Annotated in this window: 17 protein-coding genes; 12 read left to right on the forward strand and 5 right to left on the reverse strand. The window is 39.7% G+C overall.

What is annotated here, in order from left to right:
• A complete protein-coding gene (locus MMP72_RS09705) occupies positions 1–1332 on the forward strand; it encodes a HAMP domain-containing sensor histidine kinase (RefSeq protein ID WP_241316783.1) in 1332 nt (443 codons plus the stop codon).
• A gap of 85 nt (positions 1333–1417) precedes the next feature.
• Here MMP72_RS09705 and MMP72_RS09710 read toward each other — a convergent pair whose 3' ends face one another.
• Entirely contained in the window at positions 1418–1588 is a 171-nt protein-coding gene (locus tag MMP72_RS09710; protein ID WP_241316784.1) for a hemin uptake protein HemP, read from the reverse strand.
• Between the two features lie 176 nt (positions 1589–1764).
• Between MMP72_RS09710 and MMP72_RS09715 the strand changes: the two genes are divergently transcribed.
• Entirely contained in the window at positions 1765–2676 is a 912-nt protein-coding gene (locus MMP72_RS09715) for a thiamine phosphate synthase (protein ID WP_241316785.1), read from the forward strand.
• A 4-nt stretch (positions 2677–2680) separates the two neighbouring features.
• On the opposite strand, the gene MMP72_RS09720 is transcribed toward MMP72_RS09715, so the two are convergent.
• Both MMP72_RS09720 and mrcB read right to left on the reverse strand, forming a co-directional pair.
• Entirely contained in the window at positions 2681–3238 is a 558-nt protein-coding gene (locus MMP72_RS09720) for a tetratricopeptide repeat protein (RefSeq protein WP_241316786.1), read from the reverse strand.
• Between the two features lie 19 nt (positions 3239–3257).
• The gene (gene mrcB, locus MMP72_RS09725) at positions 3258–5657 is read right to left on the reverse strand and encodes a penicillin-binding protein 1B (protein ID WP_241316787.1); all 2400 of its coding nucleotides are present in this window, start codon (positions 5655–5657) and stop codon (positions 3258–3260) included.
• Positions 5658–5889: 232 nt separating this feature from the next.
• Between mrcB and MMP72_RS09730 the strand changes: the two genes are divergently transcribed.
• The 6 genes from MMP72_RS09730 to MMP72_RS09755 all read left to right on the forward strand — a co-directional run bounded on the left by MMP72_RS09730 (position 5890) and on the right by MMP72_RS09755 (position 13280).
• A complete protein-coding gene (locus MMP72_RS09730; protein WP_241316788.1) occupies positions 5890–6798 on the forward strand; it encodes an NAD(+) kinase in 909 nt (302 codons plus the stop codon).
• On the forward strand, positions 6795–7067 hold the full coding sequence (locus MMP72_RS09735) for a DUF1315 family protein (RefSeq protein WP_241316791.1): 273 nt from the start codon (positions 6795–6797) through the stop codon (positions 7065–7067). The genes MMP72_RS09730 and MMP72_RS09735 overlap by 4 nt, the downstream gene beginning before the upstream one ends.
• 229 nt (positions 7068–7296) lie before the next feature.
• Entirely contained in the window at positions 7297–10110 is a 2814-nt protein-coding gene (locus MMP72_RS09740; RefSeq protein ID WP_241316793.1) for a type VI secretion system Vgr family protein, read from the forward strand.
• The gene (locus MMP72_RS09745) at positions 10110–11627 is read left to right on the forward strand and encodes a hypothetical protein (RefSeq protein WP_241316795.1); all 1518 of its coding nucleotides are present in this window, start codon (positions 10110–10112) and stop codon (positions 11625–11627) included. Before MMP72_RS09740 ends, MMP72_RS09745 begins: the two co-directional genes overlap by 1 nt.
• 35 nt (positions 11628–11662) lie before the next feature.
• Positions 11663–12610 carry a hypothetical protein gene (locus MMP72_RS09750; protein ID WP_241316797.1) on the forward strand — a complete coding sequence of 316 codons (948 nt, stop codon included), beginning with the start codon at positions 11663–11665 and terminating at the stop codon, positions 12608–12610.
• A gap of 88 nt (positions 12611–12698) precedes the next feature.
• On the forward strand, positions 12699–13280 hold the full coding sequence (locus tag MMP72_RS09755; protein WP_241316799.1) for a hypothetical protein: 582 nt from the start codon (positions 12699–12701) through the stop codon (positions 13278–13280).
• Between the two features lie 20 nt (positions 13281–13300).
• On the opposite strand, the gene MMP72_RS09760 is transcribed toward MMP72_RS09755, so the two are convergent.
• Positions 13301–14299, reverse strand: a complete 999-nt coding sequence (locus MMP72_RS09760; protein WP_241316801.1) for a glycosyl transferase family protein — start codon at positions 14297–14299, stop codon at positions 13301–13303.
• Positions 14300–14545: 246 nt separating this feature from the next.
• Here MMP72_RS09760 and MMP72_RS09765 point away from each other — a divergent pair, with 246 nt between their 5' ends.
• Positions 14546–15691, forward strand: a complete 1146-nt coding sequence (locus MMP72_RS09765) for an acyl-CoA dehydrogenase family protein (protein WP_241316802.1) — start codon at positions 14546–14548, stop codon at positions 15689–15691.
• A gap of 62 nt (positions 15692–15753) precedes the next feature.
• On the opposite strand, the gene MMP72_RS09770 is transcribed toward MMP72_RS09765, so the two are convergent.
• Positions 15754–16692 (reverse strand): alpha/beta hydrolase-fold protein, encoded by a 939-nt coding sequence (locus tag MMP72_RS09770; protein ID WP_241316804.1) that lies wholly within the window; start codon positions 16690–16692, stop codon positions 15754–15756.
• Positions 16693–16884: 192 nt separating this feature from the next.
• Here MMP72_RS09770 and pheA point away from each other — a divergent pair, with 192 nt between their 5' ends.
• From pheA to MMP72_RS09785, 3 genes are all read left to right on the forward strand, one after another.
• The gene (gene pheA / locus MMP72_RS09775; protein WP_241316805.1) at positions 16885–17994 is read left to right on the forward strand and encodes a prephenate dehydratase; all 1110 of its coding nucleotides are present in this window, start codon (positions 16885–16887) and stop codon (positions 17992–17994) included.
• 75 nt (positions 17995–18069) lie between these two features.
• Entirely contained in the window at positions 18070–20334 is a 2265-nt protein-coding gene (locus tag MMP72_RS09780) for a bifunctional prephenate dehydrogenase/3-phosphoshikimate 1-carboxyvinyltransferase (protein WP_241316807.1), read from the forward strand.
• Between the two features lie 343 nt (positions 20335–20677).
• Positions 20678–21148, forward strand: a complete 471-nt coding sequence (locus MMP72_RS09785) for an Lrp/AsnC family transcriptional regulator (RefSeq protein ID WP_130161335.1) — start codon at positions 20678–20680, stop codon at positions 21146–21148.
• Positions 21149–21183: the final 35 nt, after the last annotated feature.

The following is a 21183-nucleotide window of genomic DNA, read 5'->3' on the forward strand; positions in this document are numbered from 1 at the left end:
ATGAAAGTGGTGTCTTTGCAAACAAAATTAATCAAAACATCAATGATGAGTTCGATCGTTGTTGGTTGTGTGGCATTACTTTTATTTGTCTTTATTTCCATTTATCAAACCATGCAAGTGCAAGATGAAATCATGGATGAAATTTCAGACATGTTGTTGATTTCAGATTTGACGACTACATCAGGACAGCAAATTGATGAACTCAGTGATCAGTTTGATATTCAGTATCGCTTGAGTAATCAGCACTATGTATTGACGCAATCAGAAGATTTCCAACTGGAGCAACCCTATTATCAGTTTGCAATAGCTCGTAAGGACTATGGTTTTATTTGGCAGAATCATCAGTTATGGCGGAGATATACTGCTGAAGATGCACAGTCAAAAATGCAGGTGTTGGTGATACAGCCTTTAGAAGAACGTTTTGAGGCACTTTGGCACAGTTTTGTCGGTTATTCATTGATTCTGATCATGGTCTGGATGATGCAATGGATTATTTTACATTTCTTGATCAAGCGTCAATTTAAAATGATCCATCAACTATCTACTCAAATTTCAGAAAAGAATGCGGATGATCTTCGCCCAATTGAATCGGGTGACATTGAACTTAAGGAATTGCAACCGATGCTGAAGCAGTTAAATCATTTGTTGCAACGTTTAGATCAATCTTTACAAGCTGAACAGCGTTTTACCGCGGATGCATCACATGAGTTAAGATCACCATTATCCGCGATTCAAATGCGCCTGCAATTATTGCAACGAAAATATCCTGAACGTGCGACAGATTTTGTTCAGATGCAGCAAGATGTGAGTCGAGGAATTCAGACTTTAGAGAACTTGCTGTTATTGGCACGTTTAGATCCTGAACATGCTGAGAATCTTCCCAGAACACATTTCCCATTAGATGTCGTGATGAATGAAGTGATTCAGACACAAGCATTATTTGCCAATGAAAAATCAATTCAATTACATTTACAGCGTGGAGAGGGTATAGATCGTACTGTATTTGCGAATCAGCAGTTAATTTTTACCTGTATTCGAAATATCTTAGACAATGCGATTCGGTATACGCCAGAACATGGAAATGTATATATTCGGCTTGAGCAGCAAAGACAGTCATTTGAGTTGATTGTTGAAAATGAAGGACAGGAAGTGATTGCCACAGCGGTATTAGCGCGATTAGGAGAACGTTTTTATCGGGTGTTAGGAACGAGAACACAGGGTTCTGGGCTAGGTTTATCGATTTGTAGAAAAATTATTGAACTACATCATGGCAAAATTGATTTTGCTCAATCGCAGTATGGTGGTCTAAAAGTGACGATCCAGTTGATGTAACATAAGGATATTGATTAATTAAAAAAAGCAGTACGCGCTGACATACTGCTATTCCCACGTTTATTATTCTCCGGTTTTTATTATATTATTTGGTTAAAATTAAACGATTGTTCCGCGTCAAGCGTAAGCGATACTCTTCTCCAGCATGCATAATTCGGATTTCACGTCCTAAGGCAAAAAGGTTGTTTGAATGCAGCATTGGTAATGATTGGTTTGAATCTGTGCTGCGAGTAAATAGGTTGAATGGTGCGTTCATTTGTTATGCTCCGTGGTGTGTCTTTTAATGTTTTAAATGATAATCATTATCGAATACACCTGTCAACGGAAATTTTGTCGATTTACAAAATGATTTATTATTTTTGTTTTAGACGTGTGAAAGTCTTAACAAATTACTTAAAATCGCCAGACAAAGATGAGAGATTTTAGACGCTGATGTCAAAGAATACAGTCAATGTTGCGATCGCAATTTTATTACATAAATCAAAAGTATTGGTTGGATGGCGACAGGCAAGCCAACATCAAGGCAATAAACATGAGTTTCCTGGCGGTAAAGTTGAGCAGGGGGAAACGCCTGAACAGGCTTGTCGTCGCGAAATATACGAAGAAGTCGGTATAGGCATTAAAAATTGGCATGTTTTTGATGTGATACGACATGAATATGATGATGTGATTGTTCAATTGCATTTATTTCAAGCTGACGTGCCAGATCAGCAACTAGATCTGATCCAACAACCATGGGCTTGGTATCGTCGAGATCAATTAGCACATCTCAACTTTCCTAAAGCGAATACTGCGATTGTCCAAAGGTTAATATGGTCACACTTTATTAAAGTAAGTGAGCAACTCACGGCGATGCCACAAAGTGATTGTTTGTTGTATTGGCGTAAGCCACCTCATGCGGTCGATCAAATTGAAGCACAGTTATTGACTTTATCTGATGAGCAACTTCAAAAATTAATCCTTAATTTTGATATTTGGCAGCAGTTGGATGCCGTACTTCAAAAGAAAATACAAACGATTCATCTAAAACAATCACAATTATTGAGTTTAAGAAAAGGTGATCTACCTGTCGGAAAGCGTTTGATTGCAGCATGTCATGATGCAGTGTCTTTGCAGCATGCACATGTGATCGGTTGTGATGCTGTGCTATTAAGCCCTGTGAATGCGACGGAAACGCATCCTGATGCAAATGCATTAGGTTGGGATGGTTTTAGTCAGTTAGCAAAGGACAGTCATCTTCCTGTGTTCGCTTTGGGTGGTGTTGCTCCTGAAGATTTAGAACAAGCCCAAAAACATCACGCTTATGGGCTTGCTGGAATTCGCCAGTTTGAATCAATCAAATAGGCGTTTAGAGCGCTTGAATTGCTCTTTTTGCTTCTTGTGCTTTAACTGGGTGGTTGCGTGCTTCGCTGGCGCGGAGCACAATGAACCAGAGTTGTTTCTTCATGGTATTGCTCTGAGCATAAGTTAAACCACGTCGAGCCAGTGCTTCCGCATTGGCATATTGCTTCCGTTGATCTGCGATCAATCCTAAATATAAATAGGTTTCAGCAGCCTGTGGCGCGATGCGTTGAGCTTGAAGCGCAAAACGTTCTGCTTCTATGAATTGCTTCTGCTTATAAGCCATTTGGGTTTTTTGCATAAGCGTTCTAAAAGCAGGTAACTGAGAGCCATCATTGCTAAACCTCTGCTGAACTTTCTGCTCAGGTACAATGACAGGTACAGTTTGACGTTTAATCTCTTTTTGCTCATAAGGAATGATTTTGACACCAGAAGAAGGTGGTGTAACTTTCTTCTGGCTATCCGTTGCCTTAGGCGGTGTTGTTGGGGGGGCTGAGCGCTCTGGTGTTGTACTACAACCCGTAAGTATCAGTATGCCAAGAGCGAAAGTTACTTTTTTAATCATGTCCAATCATCCTTTTAGATTAGTTCTCACCGTTATAGCTACCGCTAGAAATAACGCGTGTAGAGGTGTGATTGGATAAATCTGTATCCATTTGGTTTTCAGTTTCACGAATATAATTACTGATGCTGTCATCACCAAGTGTTCCATCCGTTTGAGGCATGTAGGTAGGTTCAACCTCGTAATGTGATTGGCCACAGAGCGTTGCACGGCGTGGAACTGTTTGACGGAGCAGTGGAATATACATCGCACCCTCACAGCCTTGAGCGGAAAGATCACCGCTGCTACGATCAATCCATTGCCATTGTACATTGTCTGTTTGACGTAGATTGACAGGTTCTTGACGAAGTTGTTTCATGACATTGGTCCAAACAGGCAGTGCACCAGAAGAACCAGTTAAACCAGTCACTTTGTTATCATCTAGACCTAACCATACAACTGCAACATGATTGCCTGAATAACCTGCAAACCAAGAGTCTCGAGTATCATTGGTGGTGCCTGATTTTCCTGCAAGATTTAATGATTCAGGTAAGCTGTTATATGCAGATCGACCAGTACCAGTGCGCATCACTTGTTGTAAACCATAATTTAAAATATAAGCGGCGGCAGGATCAATCGTTTGTTGGACATTTAAACCATAACGATCAAGTAAACGTCCTTGAGCATCGACCACAGTACGAATCGAGCGTGGCGGATATTTGAAACCACCTGTTGCAAAATTCCCATAAATCCCAAGCACTTCCATCGGTGACATATTGACTGCACCTAGATAAATGGATGGATATGCAGGGATATCTGAGCTGACACCAAATTGTTTTAACTTATTGCTAAATGAAGAAAGTCCAAATTCATTCGCTAGGCGCACAGTTGAAAGGTTATAAGAATTTGCCAATGCTTGTTGCATCGGCACGATTCCATTTTCGTTACCACTATAGTTCTTTGGCGACCAACCTTTACCACCATCAATTGGAATATTTACCGCAGTATCTTCGATCGGGCTTGCCCAAGTATAGCGACCAGATTCAATGGCATTGAGATAAATGACAGGTTTCAAGAGGGAACCAACTTGACGTTTTGCGTCAAGTGTTCGGTTAAAACCTGTAAAGTCTTGGGTTGAACCTACAGCGGCAATAAGCTCACCATTCTCAGGATGCGCCACTAAAACTGCACCCTGTAAACTTTTCAAACGCGCTGGATTTCTTTGTGCTAACCGTTCAACAGAGTTTTTAAACACAGTTTGAACTTTGGTTTGTGCAATTGGATCTAAGGTGGTGAAAATTCTTAAACCTTGATTGGTGATATCACTTTCTTGATATTCTGTGCGTAATTGACGACGTACAATATCAAGGAAATCAGGGAATTTTGCAGGTCCTAATGTCGGTTTGCTGATGACATTTAAAGGGCGTGCAATCTCATCTTGATATTCTGCTTCTGTTAAATATCCCATCACCATCATGTTATTTAACACAACATCACGACGTTTTTTTGCATTCTCAGGATTGCGCCAAGGATTATATAACGATGGACCCTGAACCAAGCCTACCAAGAACGCTTGTTGGGAAATATTCAGTTCACGCAATGGCAGGCCGAAATAGAATTGTGACGCGAGACCATAGCCATTAATTGAATAATTGCCATTTTGACCTAAATTTACTTCATTGAGATAGGTTTCAAGAATTTCATCTTTGCTGTAATGAAACTCAATTAATAAAGCCATGAGGGCTTCATTTACTTTACGTTTAAGGGTTTTTTCAGGGGAAAGATAAAAGTTCTTCACCAATTGCTGCGTTAAAGTCGAACCACCTTGGCGTCGACCTCCTGTCGCATTACTCACCAAAGCACGTGCTGTTCCTCTGACGGAAACACCATGATGATGATAAAAGTTACGATCTTCTGTTGAAATTAATGCTTCGATCAGCGTTTTGGGTACTTTATCTAGTTTAATCAGTACGCGATCTTCATTGTGTTGGGGATAAATACCACCGATCAAGAGGGGTTCTAAACGTGCGATCCCTGTATTAGACGGTTTGGTTGAGCGAATCTCGCCAACACGGTCACTTGAGAAGCCAACTTCCAGTACCTGTTCTGGTTCAGTACTATCACCATAGTCAAAACCACGAGTGTGGACATATAACTTATTGCCTTGCGTGACATAACTACCTGACTTGTCATAGTTCGAGGTGTTCGTATACCCCAATAATTTCAATTCCTGAATGAAATTATCTTGAGTAATAGGCGCATTCGCATAAATTTCTAAAGGACGAGCAAAAACCTTAGCGGGGATATCCCAGCGCTGACCTTCAAACTTATTACGGATAATACTATCTAAACGAATCAGATAGATACTAAAGGCAACAAAAATACCAATCACTAAAATTGAAAAAATTAGCGTTATAAAACCGATACCACGTTCACACTTCATAGATTTGAGTTAAAACCAAAACAATGTGGGTAATGATGCGATAGCTTATAAGTAATTTGCAATCATAAAACTGTGAATAAATAGCAACATGCAATAAAAAATTTCAGAAAGTATTGATATTCATCGTATAAAAATAATGAATAGACATTTTTATACTTTTTAATCAATCATCAACGCAACCATGATTGTTAATGATATGATAGGCGGGAATCGCAGCGGAGCCAAATTTTTCGTGCAAATTTCACATAAATCCTTCCGAAATATTGGTCTAATTGGGCGACCAGATAAATATTCTGTTGTAGAAACCTTATGTTTAATCCATGATCATTTGATCACTTTGGGTTTAAATCCTGTTTTTGATCAGGAAACATCTAAACTTGTACCTTATAGCCATGGGCAGACTGTCAGTCGTAACCTCCTTGGTGAAGTCGTTGATTTAGTGATCGTGGTGGGTGGCGATGGATCGCTACTTCATGCTGCACGTGCACTGGTACGACACAATACCCCTGTAATTGGAATTAACCGTGGTCGATTAGGCTTTTTAACCGACATTAAACCTGCTGAAGCCATTTTTAAACTCGATCAAGTTCTACAAGGTCATTTCCAATTAGATCGCCGTTTTTTATTGGAAATGGAAGTTCGCACCAATGGCGAAACGATTTACGATGCGATTGCCCTCAATGATGTGGTTCTGCATTCGGGTAAATCGGTTCACATGATTGATTTTGAGCTGAATATCGATGGACAATATGTGTATCGTCAGCACAGTGATGGTTTAATTGTTGCGACACCAACGGGTTCAACCGCATATTCGCTTTCAGGCGGTGGTCCAATTGTGCATCCAAGTATGGATGCAATTGCTTTAGTACCAATGCATCCACATACATTGTCTTCTCGTCCAATCGTTGTCGGTGGACAAAGTGAGATCAAAATTGTTATTCGAGAAAATCGTGTTTTGCCAATGGTGAGTGCGGATGGTCAACATAGCGTGGCACTAAATGTCGGGGATAGTGTGCATATTCGCAAACATCCGTTTAAACTAAGCTTATTACATCCACCTGGTTATGACTTTTATATGGCATGTCGTACCAAATTGGGATGGAACCAAGACTTTGAATCTTTTCAGCAGGACGACTCATGAATATTGAACAAATGCTCGCTATTTTAAATCCTGAAATTGTTGAGCGTCTTAGAACTGCTGTTGAAATTGGCAAATGGCCGAATGGTATTGCTTTAACGAAAGAGCAACGTGAAACCTGTATGCAGGCTGTGATTGCTTGGGAAGTACAACATTTACCTGAAGATCAACGTTCGGGCTATATTGATCGTGGTACAAAAGAAGAAGGTGAGGAATGTGATGATGATCAACACAAACATGAACCTGAATTTAAACCGATTCGATTTGTGTAAAAGCTATTGTTTAATTCAAAGCTCCTAAATATGTAGGAGCTTTTTTTAATTTAAGGGTAAATAAGAGCTAAACATTGATTTTTATAGTTTGTATCTATGGATGATTGCTAAAGCATAAAGTTGCAATAAAATGAGACAAAATTTGTCACAAATAGACGAAACTGTCTGAGCATAAAATGATTTTTTTCTGTAAAATGCCCACAAGTTTAAAAGAACTCAATAAAAACTTATGCTCAATACCATTCATTTTGCTTTAGAACAGCTTGGCTTAACTGCACAAAAACGTGCCATTCATATTCAATTTTCTAATTCTGCTTTAGCCAATCAGGTATTTCTGCAACGTATTGAAGGTACACATCGCCTCAATGAAGGCGTTACTGCCGAGCTTATATGTCTGTCAACGAACGCGACTATTCAATTAAAACAATTCATTGGTTGCCAAGTTGCTGTCGATTCCGTCACTGACACAGGCACATTATTTCGAACCACAGGGATTATTACCGAAGCTGTACAAGGGCAAAGTGACGGCTCATTGACCCTATATAAGCTCAAACTCCAAGACCCGACTGCACTGTGGCACAAACGTAGAAACAGCCGCGTGTTTATGAATAAAACCGTGCTGGATATTGTTCAAACAATTTTTAAAGAATGGCAACAACGTAGTCCACTATTTGCATCCAGTCTCAGCCTTGATTTAAGCAGCGTGACTCAAGATTACGATATCCGTCCATTTGTGATGCAAGCAAATGAAAGCGATTATGACTTTATTACCCGACTGCTGAGAAGTGAGGGGATTAACTGGCTGATTGACGAAGCTCAACTCACCGTTGCAAACAGTAATACTCCAATCCAAGCACAAAAACTGCGTTTGATTGACGATAACAACCAATACCAAGCTTTAAATCGAAGAACAATTCGCTATCACCGCAGCAGTGCCACCGAACAATACGACAGCATGACCAGCTTGATTGCCGAACGCAGTCTACAATCGACAGCCGTACATATCCAACGCTGGCAAGCCGATACTTTAGAACAAGAAGATGGCGCAGGTAGTGTGCAAAGCAAACATCAGCATAGTCAACAACATGACAATGCCAGTCTAGGACTCGAAGATGCATGGCACTTCACCCCAGCATGGATGCACGACCTCAATGGCGAAGATGGCGCAACAGCATCCGGGAATAGCCAAATTGAAAAACTCAATCAAAACCTCAGTCACTACCATGATGCCCAAGCCAAACACTTTATTGCACATAGCACAGTACGAGATACGCAAGTCGGCTATTGGTTTAAACTCAACGAACATCCTGAAATTGATCAGCATAGTGGATCAGATCAAGAATTCCTGATCATCAAAAAAGATTGGTTTAATCAGAACAACCTACCCAAAGATTTAAACCAACAAATCCAAAGCTTGATCAACCAAAGCAATTGGCAATATTCAAACAATAGCGAAGAACGCCAAGCGAATCAGCTAACCCTACAACGTCGCACCATCAAAACCGTACCTGAATACCACCCATTACAACACTGCCCAGCAGCCCACCCACAACGTGCCAAAGTGGTCGGGCCAGCAGGCGAAGAAATCCATGTCGATGAATGGGGCAGAATCAAAGTTCGATTCCTGTTTACCCGAAACGATGACCATAGCCACGATGGTGGTGCAGGCAGTAATGACAATGACACCGATTCAGCATGGGTGGATGTACTGACCCCGTGGGCAGGCGAAGGCTATGGCGCACGCTTTCTACCGAGAATCGGTGAAATTGTCGTGATCGACTTCTTTGACGGCAACATTGATCGTCCCTTTGTCACAGGACGATTGCACGAAGCACAACGCAGCCCAACCAAATTCGACAATGCAGGACAATTGCCTGACACCAAAAAACTAGCAGGTATTAAAAGTAAAGAATATCAAGGCACAGGCTATAACCAACTGCGCTTTGATGACACTACTGGACAGATCAGTGCACAACTACAAAGCAGCCATGCAGCGAGCCAACTCAATCTTGGTAAACTCAGTCATCCCAAAGCCCAAGCGGAAAGTGAAGACCGAGGAGAAGGCTTTGAACTGCGTACCGACCAATGGGGAGCAGTCCGAGCAGGAGAAGGCTTACTGATCACCACCCATGCTCAAGAACAAGCCGAAGGCGATCATCTCGAAGCGCAAACTGCCAAGCAACAACTAGAAGGCAACCAAAATAATGCCAAAGCCTTGAGTGAAGTGGCTAAGAATCAACAGACTGATGAGCTGGAAGCCTTAGAACAATTACAGGCATTTGCCGAAAAAATTCAAGACAAGATCGCTAAATTTAATGAAGCCATCTTATTACTTAGCTCACCAAACGGGATTGGCCTCAGCACTTCAGAAGATATTCATCTTTCCGCAGATGGGCAACTGAATCAACTTGCAGGGGATAGCATCAACCTGACCACACAGAAGAACTTGATTGCCCAAGCCAGCCAAAAGATCAGCCTATTTGCAGCACAAGCTGGGATTAAACAAGTTGCGGCAAAAGGTAAGTTTGAGATACAAGCACAGTCGGATGGTTTAGAGATATTGGCGAAGGCTGGTATTCAGATTATCTCGACAGAAGATACGATTTACTTAACTAGCCCGAAAGAAATTGTATTTAAAGCGGATACTTCTGAACTTAAAGTCAATGGATCGGGGATATTCCCAACCACAGGTGGGAAGTTCGAGGTGAAGGCTGGGCAGCATTTGTTAAAGGGTGGTGCGAATGCCAATATGAGTGTCCCAGCTTTACCAAGATTTGAGAAAAAGAATTGGATAGCTTTAGAGCATTTAGATGTGGAGCATACGCCATTAGCCAATTTAGGTTATAAAATATTTTTTGAAAATAATCAGGTGATTGAAGGAAGATTAGATGAGCATGGTAAGGCTCATCATGAAAATGTTCCAGATAAAGCGCTAAGAGTTGAGTATGAGCAGCCACCTATGGAGGAGGATTCACCATGGGATCAATTTGATACGGTAATGGATGAGCTTAACAAAATTGATAAAAATAAAGGGGCATTTTAATGTCAGACTTTTTACCATCTAAGCAAGAACTGACAAATGCTCTGGCATGGTTTACAGCCCCAGTAAATGATGCAATTAAAAAAGGTAAGGAAACTGCTGCTGATATTGCAGAATGGCTCTGGGTAGTGTTACAGGGGGATTTCGCAGAAGACCAATCTACAGCACAAATTGTGACTGGGACAGTAATCTCTATGATTCCTTTTGTAGATCAAATTTGTGATGTTCGAGATTTATGTGCAAACTCAGTTAAGATTAAAGAAGATAGTAATAACCCTTGGGCTTGGGTCGGTTTAATTTTAACATTAATTGGTTTATTTCCTGTCTTGGGATCATTATTTAAAGGTATCTTTAAGGTGATTTTGGCGCCAATCCGTCGTTTCATGCTTAAGCCTGCAACTAAAGGTTTGAAATTTACAGGTGGTAATATATATAAGTTAGCAGAACCTGCGATAGAAACAGGTATTACTGAACTCAATAAGTTTCTTGCACGTCCTGCTGTAAAGAATGCAATTAAAAAAGCAAAAATTACAAATATCTATAAAGCTATAGCCAATAAAATAAGGGAAGTAAAAGCTTTAGTTTCAAAACAATCTTTACTCAAAGTATTTGATCAGTTGGTTGGTCATCTAAGAGACACCGTCAAGTTTATCGAGAAATATGCGAGTAAGGCGGTTGGGACGAAGGCTAAGCAAATGTTACAGTCGGTCGTTGACGTTCGTAATTTAGCAAATCAGAAACTTGGTGAGTTTTTAAAACCTGTACAAGATTTCTTGGAAAAACTTGCTGTTAGAATCGAAAAAGAAAGTGATCAAGCTTTTAAAGCGACGACTAATGTTAGAAATGTGACTCAATTTAGAAGATTGGATGATGGTGAAGAGCTGGAAGCATTTCGTAAACAAAAACCAGATTGGGTGCGTAAAATTCCAGAAAATAGGCGATTACCTTTTCCTCAAGCAAAAAAAGACCCAAAAACAGCAAGTACACCATTACATCCTAGTTTAGGGAATGTGCAATCTGCATTGAAGAATCCTAAACTAAAACATCCTTTAAAAGGAAAATATGATACTTTTGCTCAAGGTATGATTAAAGCTGAAGTGTTTGGAGAAGGTGAGGTTCTTATTCGTGTTTTAGCCCCTGGCAGTTTTGATAATAGTATTTGCTGGATGCGAAAGTCGGAGTTTGAAAAGCTAAAAAGCCGTGAAGAGTGGCGTGATAAATTTGCGGTTTGGGCGAGCTGGAATGCTAATGGTGAATATCTCGAATATACAGTTCCTAAAGGTAAAAAGTTATATGCTTGGGAGGGGCCTGCTGCCTCACAAGAGCTTGGTGAGTTTTATTTAAAAGGTGGTGGAATCCAGATCGTACTAGATCCCAATGACTTGGTTGCTTCTGGATTAAGCAAGCGTAAATTGACAGGTTGGGGCTATGGTACGGACACAGAAATTGGTGATTTTTCAATGGTGGGGGTTCCAACCTTGCAAACTAAAATAGGGGATTATAGTTTAGCTAGCAAATAAGAACATAAACCGAGATAAACAAGATAGAGAAAGTCATGAATTACGAAGTAAATCCCAAAGCTGCATATTTGTTAGAACAATTTAGCTCGTTAGCATTTTTTGAAACTATGCGAAATAACTACCGTCTTTTTCTAGATAGTTTAGAAGAACTATTTGAAATCTATATGCATAATTTACCGTATAATTTACGAAGTTTACCCTATCCTGAGCAAGTAGATATTCAATGGGGTGGGACAGTTTTTCCCAATTTAAGAAGTACTATGGATCGTATAGATTATGCATACGCAAAAATAAAATCAGGTGATTTAACTTATTTGCGTTGTACTGGGGAAATACGCTCTAATGATAAAGGTTTAAGTGAATTTTCTCCACATTGGATGGATGATTTACCTACAGATAAAGTAAAACAATGTTGGGATTATTACTCCATTGTCAGACGGTATGCTTCGGTTATTGAAAATACTTATCCAACCTATTGGGATATGGATGAGCTTATTATTGATTATCCTGAAGCTGATATATTTCATGAAATAAATTTAGTTTTACCTGATTCTTATCCAATTTATAGGGTAAATCCAGAAATAATAGTTAAATCTAATGAGAAAGTTGGAAAAACAGGTATTTATATTTGTGAAGAAGACAGAAAAAGAATTGAGTTTATGGCAGCAAGTGAGGAAGAGGATAGAGGAGTAGGTAGTGTTATAGCTACTGGTATGGATCCTGATACATTTGAGACCTTTTATGGTGATTGTACTTGGACCTTAGTTGAGCGGATTGCAGATGAAGGTGGTTCAGCGGAGACCATCCAAGTCGAAAATTTAAAAGGCTTCGCAGGGCAAGTTTGCCAACAATCAGGTAATTGGTGGAGTCCCGCAAATCAATTACAATCCCGTTATTTTGAACAAGGAGAAGTCTTTCCTGAGATTAAAAATAATAGTTGGGGAGAAACAATTTGGTATTTGGAAGTGACGAATAAAAAATAATACCTCAATTTGAAATCTGTCCTCAAAAATCTATTGAATTGCATTATAGACTTTTGAGGGATATTGGGGATATGAAGGAGATTAAGTTGTGCCCATAATTAGTTTTATGTGCTTCTTATTGGGAGTGTTTAGTTTCCTTTGTTTTAACTCACTAATATTATTATCTTTTATTTTTATTGCATTAATTTTATATCGGTTTTGCCATAATTTTAAATTCAGAAAAATTCAGGCTTGTTTCTCTTATATCTATGGAGGTCTAGTAATAGGATTGCTTTTACGGCTAAGTATTTATTTCTGGATAAGTAAAAATTATCATCTGTTTCTGCTGCTACCAATTATTGCTGTTATTCTAACTATTATTTATGAAGAATTATTTAAAAAGAATTACTCGCTGAATCCTATTGTTTTTTTTGAGGATGAAAAGTTTAAAAGAATCCAAAATGAACAGCAGGTTGAAGCATTTTTTAGTCATCCAGAGCGGCTTATTGGGACTTCTATAAATGAAATTGAAAAACAACATAATGCTGGAATCTGTAATCAGTTTGGGAGTTTTGACTTTGGCATAAGTTATCATGTTTGGTATACCGAGAAGCTCAAGATAGAAGTGATGACCAAAAATGAGATCTGTACCAACATTTCAGTGATTGAAGGCAATTTCACTAATCACTGAGAAATCGCCCCCATTCATTTCTATTTTAAACGGCTATTCCAAAGCTCTTTCGCTTTTGCCATTGCTTCATCATAATTATTGACTGCACCCATGGTATATAAGGCGATGCCCATCGTCTCTATGATTGCCATTTCCCCATATTCATGCGTTTGTTCACCTAACCACACAGCTTTAAATACAGCAAGGTCAAGTTCCTCCTCAGTAGGACTACGATCAGGCGTTAACTTTGGTAGTTCATGTTCGTAAAGTTCACCATTTTTAATGCCGCAAATTAAAGTTTTGGCATCAGGATTACGCTCAAACTCCCCACCTTCACCTTTAATCACAGCGCTATTTTGATAGCCTAAACGGAAAGCGGTTTGTTGATGTGACGTCCGATAAGCTGGATGGAAAATGGCTTGTAAGGTCGCTTTGGCATTAAACGGATTAATCAGGCGTGCAAGTGTATGAATCGGAGAACGTAAACCCATTACATTTCGTAGTGAAATCAGTTCACTTAAAATAGGTGAGATCACTTCCAGCGGTAAAAATGAAAAATTATGTTTTTCGAGTTGTACTTTAACATCTTGCTCATTTTGGCAAATTGAATAGCCTAAGTATTGTAAAACTTGTTCGGTATAAACACGGTTAATGGTATGACCTGAAGCACCATGCATCACAATTTTATAACCATGATGAGCTAGGGTGAGTGCTGCTAATAAAAACCACGGATAATGCTTACGCTTACCTGCATAAGATGACCAATCTAAGTCTATATCAAGCGGTTGAAAATTCAGTTGATCACGCGTGGCTTGTACAAAACCTGCCAGTTCATCCACAGATTCTTCTTTGACGCGTAATAGCATGAGAAAAGCCCCGAGTTGAACGTCAAGAACTTCACCTTTTAAAATCATGCTAAAGGCTTGATAGGCTTCTTCATAGCTTAGCGAGCGAGAGCCTGTTTTTCCTTTACCTAAAATACGAACATACTGAGCGAATGGATGTTCTGCTGTTTGATAGATATTTCGTTTCGTATTCATGGTCGTATTGAAGTCGTCGCTAAGAATGAAATTAATATGACATAAAAGTGGCTGGTTGAGCGTAAAAAATGAATAGAGCTGTTTAATGATTAGACAATTGTTGTTTGATATTGGCATTTACGAAAAAAATATTGACCGAATCAGTCTAGTGATTTGATGTAAAAGGGACATGACAGTAGGCGTAAAAATCATTAGCATGGCTGCGAAGTATTTTTTTAAGAAAAATGAAATCGAAAGGAAATAATGATGTTAGCTTACGATGCAGATTTGGAACTCTTCCGCGATAATTTTAAACGTTTTATGAGTGAGCATATTGCGCCTCATTATGAGCAATGGGAACGTGAAGGTCTTATGCCGCGTTCTGTTTGGACATTATTGGGTGAAAATGGCTTCTTGTGTGTAGATGTGCCAGAAGAATATGGTGGTTATGGTGTTCCAACACATTATTCATTGATGTTGGTTGAAGAATCTGCTCGTGCAGGCTATTGCGCATTATCGACTGGTATTTCGTGTCATTCTGAGATTGCAGCACCTTATGTTCAACATATTGGTTCAGAAGAGCAGAAAAAATATTGGCTACCAAAAATGGTGTCAGGTGAGGCTGTTGGTGCAATTGGTATGACTGAGCCGGGTGCTGGTTCTGATTTACAAGCAATGCGTACCAGTGCAATTTTGCAAGATGATCATTATCTACTCAATGGTTCTAAAACATTTATTTCAAATGGTCAGCATGCTGATGTCGTGGTTTTGGCGGTTAAAACTGATCCTCAAGCACGCGCCAAAGGCGTATCTTTAATGCTGGTCGATACGCATTTGGATGGTTTTAAGAAAGGCACTAACCTAGACAAAATTGGTCTACATTCTCAAGATACCTCAGAGTTATTCTTTGATAATGTAAAAGTTCCGAAAGATCAATTACTCGGTAATGCTGGTTCAGGCTTTGCTTACTTAATGCAAGAGTTACCACGTGAACGTACAGCGATTGCATCGACAGCTCTTGGTGCAATTCGTGGTGCGATTGATTTGGCAACAGCCTATGTGAAAGAACGCCAAGCATTTGGTCAGGCAATTGCCCAGTTCCAAAATACCCGTTTTGTACTGGCTCAAGCGAAAATTGATGAGTTAGCAACGGCTGCTTTCTACAACCAGAATGTGGCTTTATATAATGAAGGTAAGTTGGATGTTGAAACTGCGGCAGCGCTTAAGAGTTTTAGTACAGACATGCAGATGAAAGTTGCTGATAACCTACTTCAGTTGTTTGGTGGTTATGGTTATATGACTGAATATCCAATCTCACGTTTCTTCACAGATGCTCGTATCCAGCGTATTTATGGTGGTACGAACGAGATCATGAAAGAAATTGTTGCGCGTGGATTGATTGGTAAAGCTTAAAGAAAAGTATTTTTGAAAATATCGTTCAGCCTGCTATATGCAGGCTGATTTTTTTCAAATGATTATTTGGTCGGCTCGTCAAATAAAGCTGAGCAACTTTGCGGCTGACAGCCCGCTAACATAATCGCTTTGGGTAAACTTGCATACATATTGGTGAGATGCTGTTCTGCGGGATGTTTATAGTCCCAATATAAAAATTGATCCGAACGTTGTTTGCTAAAGTTCTGATAAAAGCGATTCTGCTTTTGCAATGACTCAAGATCAGGGGTTGGGCTTTTACCGTGTTCGTGAGTACCCACTGTTGTCATCAACATGAGATTTTGGTTTTTATACTGTTTTTTACTTAGCCAATCCGCTTGTCGATTAAGTAGCGCATAGTTGTCAAACCATAACGAAGGACTGGCTGCGATATAACGTTGGAAGCTTTGTGGTTGGGAGAAGAAGGTATGTAATACCAATAAACCACCAAATGAATGTCCAAACAAACTTTGTTGTTGCGGATTGATTTTGATACGCGAATTGATTGCAGGTTTGAGTTCTTTCTCGATAAATTGAATAAATTGGTCTGCACCACCATAGCTGTACTTGGCCTGTTTCTGAAATTCAGCAGAAGCTTTTGGGGTGTAGTCTAAAGCCCGTTTCTGTACATCGAAGGTATTTTGATTGGGATAGCCAATCGCAACGATGGCGACAGGACTTAATCCCAACCTATTTGCTCCAGCACCGATTGCTTTGGCAATGTTGGCTGCACTGTCAAAAGCTGCATTACCATCCAGTACATACAGTACAGGGAAACCTTCCGTTGGAAGTTCACTATTTGGAACAGAAATCTGAATCAAATATTCATGTGATGTATATTTTGACTTCAAGATAAAATCTTGTTGAGTTTGGCTAGTTGTCTTTACCAGAGCGTTATTGTTATTGGTTGGCGCTGATTGAGCAAAGCTGATTTGAGTGCTGATCAGTAAAGAAAAAGCCAAAATACCAAGATGCTTAAACATAACTTATTCACTAGCGTTGAACGTTTGCTTGGTAATATATAATGAAAATCATTATCGATAAAGTTGAATCATAAAAAGAGTTAAGACTCAGCGTGTTTAATGCATTAAAGTCTTGTTATACTAGCTTAGATAATCAATTCACAGATGAATTGTAATCCATTCTTATAGATGATTTTGCTGAGGCTGCATTCAATGGTAAACGATGGACAGAACACATCGACTTCACTTAATTTAGAACAAATTCGTAACGATATTGATAGTGTTGATCAACAAATCCAAGAATTACTCAATCGTCGCGCTACGCTGGCAGAAACAGTCGCTAAAGCGAAGTTCGCAGCCGAAGATAATCCTTTGTTTTATCGTCCAGAACGTGAAGCTCAGGTATTAAGAAAAGTGATGCAGCGTAATCAAGGTCCATTATCTGATGCAACCATGGCGCGCTTATTTCGTGAAATCATGTCTGCATGTTTGGCACTTGAAGCACCACAAAGTATTGCTTTTTTAGGGCCTGAAGGGACATTTACTCAGTCGGCAGTTCTCAAACACTTTGGTCAAGATGCGATTGTACGTCCTTTACCGACCATTGATGAAGTGTTCCGTGAAGTAGAAGCAGGTAGTGCGCATTATGGTGTTGTTCCTGTAGAGAACTCATCGGAAGGAATTGTGAACCATACGCTGGATTGTTTTAAAGCATCCAACTTAAATGTGATCGGCGAAGTAGAACTGCGTATTCATCATCAATTCCTTGTTTCTGAAAATACCCGTAAAGACAGTATTAAGCAGATTTATGCACATCAACAAACCTTGGCGCAATGCCGTAAATGGTTAGATGCACATTATCCAGGTGTAGAGCGTGTTGCTTTAAACTCAAATGCAGAAGCAGCGCGTCGTATCCGTAACGAATGGCACTCGGCTGCGATCGCTTCTGATATTGCAGCAAGCATGTACAATCTTGAAATTTTACATAGCAATATTGAAGATAACCCAGAAAATACAACACGCTTCCTTGTGATTGGTCGTGAGAAAATTCCTCAAAGTGGTAATGATAAAACGTCATTATTAATTTCTGCACATGATCGTGCAGGGGCTTTATTAGAAATCCTTGCACCATTTGCAAAACATCAAATCAGTTTGACCAGTATTGAAACCCGTCCAGCATTGCCTGAGAAATGGGCTTATGTATTCTTTATCGACTTGGAAGGGCATATTGATCAAGCAAATGTTGCTGCGGCATTGGATGAAATCCGCCCAATGGTGAAAGAGCTGCGTGTGCTTGGCTCTTATCCAATTGCTGTTTTATAACTTTGTGTCATCGTATGGATAGATGGATGAGACATCTATCCAGATTTAAGTCGTTTCATTAGGCAAACATCTTTTATGTCTCAACCACCTGTTTCTAAAGTATTGTTTAAAAAAGTTGCATTTATTGGGCTTGGGCTGATTGGTTCGAGTCTTGCGCGTGTGATTGTGGCAGAGCAGCTTGCGTCTGAAATTGTAGCTTCAACTCGCTCAAAGAAAACATTGGCAGATGCACAAGCATTGGGTTTGATTCAACAGGGTTATGCAAATCCTGAAGACGCTGTTCAAGATGCAGATTTAATTGTTTTAGCACTCCCTGTTCGCGCCACGCAGAAGGTTCTTGAGCAGATCAAGCCTTATCTTGCTGAGAATGTCATCATCACCGATGTGGGGAGTACCAAAGGCAATGTAGTCGATGCAGCTAAAGCAGTCTTTGGTGAAAACTTACCTGCTGGCTTTGTCCCCGGACACCCGATTGCAGGTGCAGAACATACGGGCGTTCATGCAGGAAAAGTTGATTTATTTGTCAATCATAAAGTGATTTTAACCCCGCTTCCGACCAGTGCGGAGTGGGCGGTTGAAAAGTTGATTCAGCTTTGGTCTGCGGCAAAAGCAGAAGTGATTTGTATGGATGTGACTAAGCACGATGAGGTGTTAGCACATACCAGCCATCTACCGCATTTGATGGCGTTTAATTTGGTTGAGCAACTTGCAAATCGTGAGGATAATTTAGATATTTTCCGTTATGCTGCTGGAGGTTTTAGAGATTTCTCGCGTATTGCTGCCAGTGATCCACAGATGTGGCATGACATTTTCTTTGCCAATAAAACTGCAATTTTGAAAGCAGTTGATGGCTTTGAACAGCAATTGTCAGTTTTGAAAAAGTTGATTGAACAGGAAGATTCTCAAGCCTTGATGGGCTTGCTTGGACATGCACAAGCCGCACGTCAACATTTTAACCATATGTTAGCCAACAAACCTTTGATGGAGAAAAACAAGGTGACACAGCAATTTACCATTTTACCGGGAAAGAAAACATTCGCAGGTAAATTCACTGTACCAGGTGACAAATCTGTGTCACATCGTTCCATTATGTTTGGTGCGATTGCTGAAGGTACAACGCACGTGACAGGCTTCTTGGAAGGTGAAGATGCCTTAGCAACTTTACAAGCATTCCGTGATATGGGTGTGAGTATTGAAGGCCCAAAAAATGGTGAAGTCATCATTCATGGTGTGGGTATGCAAGGCTTAAAAGCACCTGCAAGCGCATTGTATATGGGCAATTCAGGTACCAGTATGCGTTTGTTATCTGGCATGCTTTCAGCGCAAAAATTTGACTCTGTAATGACAGGTGATGCATCGCTATCTAAACGTCCAATGGAACGTATTGCAAAGCCACTTCGTGAAATGGGGGCACAAATCCAGACCACAGGTGAAAGAGGTACACCACCTGTCAGCATTACAGGTAGCCAAGCATTAAAAGGCATTCAATACGATTTACCAATGGCTTCTGCACAAGTGAAATCAGGTATTTTATTGGCTGGTTTATGGGCGGAAGGTGAAACCTCTGTGACTGAACCAGAACCAACACGCGATCATACCGAACGTATGTTACGTGCTTTTGGCTATGACGTTAAAACCGAAGGTAATAAAATCTCGCTTGTTGGTGGTGGTAAACTCGTCGGCACAGATATTCAAGTGCCTTCTGATATTTCATCTGCTGCATTCTTTATGGTGGGTGCTGCAATTACTGAAGGTGCAGATGTTGTTCTTGAGGCTGTAGGAATTAACCCAACACGGACTGGTGTGATCGAAATTCTTAAGCAAATGGGTGCTGATCTAACCGTAGAAAATGAACGTATTGCAGGCGGTGAACCAATTGCAGATATTCATATTAAAGGGTCCAGAACATTAAAAGGGATTCATATGCCTGAAGATCAAGTGCCTTTAGCAATTGATGAATTTCCTGCTTTATTCATTGCCGCTGCTTGTGCAGAGGGGCAAACGGTTCTTACAGGTGCAGCAGAACTTCGCGTTAAAGAATCAGACCGTATTCAGGTGATGGCAGATGGTTTAAAAATCATGGGGATTGATTGCACACCAACTGAAGATGGCATCATCATCGAAGGTAAAGGTAAATCTGGTGATTGGTCAGCAATATTTAATGGTGGTGAAATTGAATCACACCATGATCATCGTATTGCCATGAGCTTTAGTATGGCTGGTTTACGTACCTCTGGTGAAATCACTATTCAGGGTACAGAAACAGTGGCGACCAGTTTCCCAACATTTACTGAACTTGCAAATACAGCAGGTTTAGATTTACAGGTTGTGAATCCATAACACATTTTGCCTAGTGCTAAAATTGATAGCACTTGAACGAAAACCGAGTTAAGCGATTAGCTCGGTTTTTCACTTTTTATCGTTTAGCCTTTAAATTGAACTGCATAAAACTACACTTAAATATGAGTATTTAAACACAGGATATCAAGTGAAAAAATCTTGATGGAAACAGCCAAAAAGTGAGAAATTTTTGGGTGATATGAGTAGTTGGCAACAAAAACTTGATTTAAAATAGGAATGATTGGAATTTTTTACCAAATCTTCTTTTTAAAAAATTAAAAGAGCGCAATAATATTAGAGGCGCTATATTTTCTTATGTTTCAAAGTATAAAAAGGGTGTGAAATGGAACTAGATCGTTTTGATAAACAAATTCTTGAAGTTTTGACTCATGAGGATGTAAATCTAAATGAATTGTCAGAACGTATTAATTTATCAGTTAGTTCGGTCCATCGTCGTATCAAAAATCTGATTGAATCACAGGTGATGGGACAGCTTAAACGAGAAATTAACTTTAATAAGCTCGGTTTTAGCTTGCATATTTTATTGCAAGTTTCATTGAGTAAGCATGATAGTGAAACCTTTGATAAGTTCTTAGCCGAAATTGAGGATATTCCAGAAGTAACCAATGCCTTTTTGGTCACAGGGCAGAGTGCAGATTTTATTTTGGAACTTGTTGCACGTAATATGGATGACTATAGTGAAATCTTGTTACGCCGTATCGGTAAGATTGATAGTGTGGTTGCACTACATTCAAGTTTTGTGATCAAAGAATATAACGTATTTAACTGCTATAAACTTTTAAATAAATTATAAAAAATGCATCTAAGAAGATGCATTTTTTATAGATC

The sequence above is a fragment of the Acinetobacter sp. NIPH 2699 genome, assembly GCF_022549355.1.
Taxonomy (GTDB): domain Bacteria; phylum Pseudomonadota; class Gammaproteobacteria; order Pseudomonadales; family Moraxellaceae; genus Acinetobacter.